We start from the raw sequence: 3,168 nt of genomic DNA on the forward strand, positions 1-3,168 counted from the left end.
GCGATCACGATCACCGTCGCGATCAACCCCGCGCCGGCGATCCCGAGCGCCGACCACGGGCGGTCAAAGCGAAATGACGGAAGTCCCGGGCGTGAACCCGGGACTTCCGTCATGGTGTCGCTCGAAGCGAGCGTCAGCTGTTCTGCGAGGCGCGGCGGCGAGCAGCCGCAGCGGTCACGGCGATGCCGCCGAGGCCGACGGCGCCGATACCGAGCCAGATGGCGCCCATCGGGACGTCGCCACCGGTGGCCGGCAGCTCACCCGAGTCGGAGTCCGAGTCGCTGTCGGCGGTCACGGTGATCTCCGTGGTCGCGATGACGTTGCCGTCGGTGTCGGTGAGGACGACCTCGTAGGTGCCGGCGCCACCACCGGTGAAAGTGGCCGAAGCGGAACCGTCGACGACCTCCTTCTCGACCGTGTAGACGGTGTCACCCGACGCGGCGTACGCGATCGAGGTGAGGGACGCGCCCGAGGGGCCGGTGACGGTGAAGATGACCGACTCGTAGCCTTCGAGGCCCGTGAAGGTGATGATGGTCGACTGACCCGGCGCGATGACCGGGTCGGAGACGGCCCCACCCGACGGGGTGTAGGCGGTTGCGGCGGCTGAACCACCGAGGACGAGCGCGCCGGCGATAGCGAGCGCAGCGAAAGACTTTTTGAACACGGGACTCCCAACAGTTCCGAGTGGCGGCAATATTCTCGAGGAAGCGGCCTGCAGACCCCCGCCAGACGAGTGGCTGAAGTTACCTGTGTGACTGCTGTGTATACGAGAGGCTACCCCCTCATGTACCTCAAGGCTAGAGCCTGGGAACTCGCTGACCAAACTCGCTGCGTAAACGTCCTGTAAACGAATGTGCCGACGGTGGATCGGCAACCGCCGCGGATTCAGGTCAGCGCCGTGCCCGCGAGGGCCAGCGCCACCCACATCGCGTTGAAGACCGCGTGGGTGAGCACGGCGGCCCAGATGCGTCCGGTCAGCATCACGAGAGCGCCGCACACGAGTCCGAGCAGCCCGATCGATACCACCTGGTCGACGGCGAGCTCGCCGAGCAGCCCGTGCACCACGACGAACAGCCCGCTCGAGAACAGCACCGCGGCGATCCCCGCGACAGCTTTCCCGCACGGGCGACGAAGCACCGTGTAGAGCGCGACGAGCACGACCGCACGGAAGAAGAACTCCTCCACGACCGGGGCGACGACGACCGGCGCGACGACGTCGGTGAACACCCACCCGACCGGCAGCTGCCCGCCGAGCCGTTCCAGCTGGGGGAAGGCCTCGTCGCCGCCGGTCGCGGCGGCGAGCCATCCCTGTAACAGCCGCAGCATCATCCCGAGCGCCACACCGAAGAGCAGATCGACGGCGCGCAGGCGCAGCAGGCCGACGGGGCGCGATCGACTGAGTGCGAACACGACCGGCGCGAGCATGCCGAGCCACAGCAGCGCCATGGCCGCCGCCGACCCCCACGCCGTCGGCCAGAGAAGGGATGCGGCGGTCGCCGCGAGCACGCCGACACCGAGGCCGGCGAGCGCGACGGCGAGGACCCACTCCCGCCACCGGCGGACCGTTCGTCCTCCGAGCCGCCAGTCGGTGCGACGCTCGCGGCGGCGCGAACGACTCCGCCGCGTCGACTCTCCGTCGGGAGCCGGGAGGTCCTCGATGAGCGCGGCGGTCGACGCGGTGTCGTCGCTAGAGTGGGCGGGCACGCGAACACGCTACCGGGGCCGCCCGGGCCTGAGGTACGCGAGGAGACTGGGTTGGTCGAGCTCATCACCGTCTGCACGGGCAACATCTGTCGTTCCCCGCTCGCGGCGCAGCTGCTGCAGACGCGTCTGGCCGGCGCCACGGTGACCAGCGCCGGCACGCGGGGACTGCCCGCCGCCGAGATGACGCGGGAGGCCGCATATCTCGCCCAGCACCTCGGAGTGCCGGCGGAGGTGTCGGCGGCGCACCGGTCGCGGTTCCTTCACGAGTCGCACCTCGCCTCCCCCGACCTCATCATCACGATGACCCGCGAGCACCGCCGCGAGATCGCCGAGCTCGCCCCCTCACGGCTGCGTCACACCTTCACCGCGCGCGAATTTGCCCGTCTCTCCGCCGTCACCTCCGACGACGACCTGCTCGCCGCCGCTGGGGCCGCAGGCGCCGACGCCGGCCAGCGGCTGCGGGCCGCGGCCGAGGTGCTGTCGGCGCGGCGCGGCCTCACGCCCCCACCGCCCGACCCGAACGACGACGACGTCGTCGACCCGTACCGGCAGGAGTGGAGCGTGTACCAGCGGTCGGCGGCACAGCTCGTTCCGGCGATCGACGCCGTCGTGCGCGTCGTGCGGCTGGTCGGCCCGTCATGAATCGACTCACGCCGCGTCATCGGCTGTAACACCGGCTATGGCAGGATTGGCGCCAGTATGGAGCTCACCGATTACATCCGCATTCTGCGCAAGAACTGGCTGATCATCGTGATCGCGACGCTCCTGGGCGTCGGCACCGCCGCCGCGTACTCCCTCACCCGCGAACCGCAGTACGAGGCCTCCAGCACGGTCTTCGTGTCGACGCAGTCGGGATTCAGCGTGTCTGAGCTGCAGCAGGGCGCGAACTTCACGCAGTCCCGCATGACCACCTACGCCGAGCTGGTCACCAAGCCCATCGTCACGAACCCCGTGATCGCGGAGCTCGGCCTCGGTGTCACGTCGGACTCCCTGTCATCGAAGGTCGCCGCCTCGAACCCGCTCAACACGCAGCTGGTGACGATCACCGTCACCGATCCCGACCCGGTTCAGGCGGCGAACATCGCCAACGCGCTCGGCGCGAGCCTGTCGTCGGCGGTCGAGTCGATCGAGAACACCACCGGCGCCGAGACGAGCCCGGTGCGCCTCACGCGCGTCGAAGACGCCATCCCGCCGCTCAGCCCCTCGAGCCCCAACGTGCCGCTGAACCTCGCGCTCGGCGCGCTGGTGGGCCTGGCCATCGGCGTCGGTGTCGCGGTGCTGCGCTCGGTCGTCGACACGCGCATCCGCACGCCGCGCGACGTCGAGCTGGTCACCGACACGCCCCTGATCGGCGCCATCGCCTTCGACCCGAAGGCGAAGGAGCGTCCGCTCATCGTGCACGCCGATCCGCTCAGCCCGCGCGCGGAGTCGTTCCGCACCATGCGCACGAACCTCCAGTTCCTC

The 3,168-nt window shown here is 69.9% G+C and carries 4 protein-coding genes; 2 read left to right on the forward strand and 2 right to left on the reverse strand.

From position 1 onward, the window contains the following. Positions 1-133 precede the first annotated feature (133 nt). Entirely contained in the window at positions 134-664 is a 531-nt protein-coding gene (locus B4E30_RS00295; RefSeq protein WP_286793012.1) for an LPXTG cell wall anchor domain-containing protein, read from the reverse strand. Positions 665-885: 221 nt separating this feature from the next. Beyond that, entirely contained in the window at positions 886-1,704 is an 819-nt protein-coding gene (locus tag B4E30_RS00300; RefSeq protein WP_286793013.1) for a CPBP family intramembrane glutamic endopeptidase, read from the reverse strand. A 51-nt stretch (positions 1,705-1,755) separates the two neighbouring features. Between B4E30_RS00300 and B4E30_RS00305 the strand changes: the two genes are divergently transcribed. Then, entirely contained in the window at positions 1,756-2,346 is a 591-nt protein-coding gene (locus B4E30_RS00305) for a low molecular weight phosphatase family protein (protein ID WP_286793014.1), read from the forward strand. 57 nt (positions 2,347-2,403) lie between these two features. Further along, positions 2,404-3,168 (forward strand): YveK family protein (locus tag B4E30_RS00310; protein ID WP_286793016.1); only part of this gene is annotated, 765 nt, incomplete at its 3' end.

The sequence above is a fragment of the Microbacterium sp. UBA3394 genome (genome assembly GCF_002358725.1).
In the GTDB taxonomy this organism is placed as follows: domain Bacteria; phylum Actinomycetota; class Actinomycetes; order Actinomycetales; family Microbacteriaceae; genus Microbacterium; species Microbacterium luteum.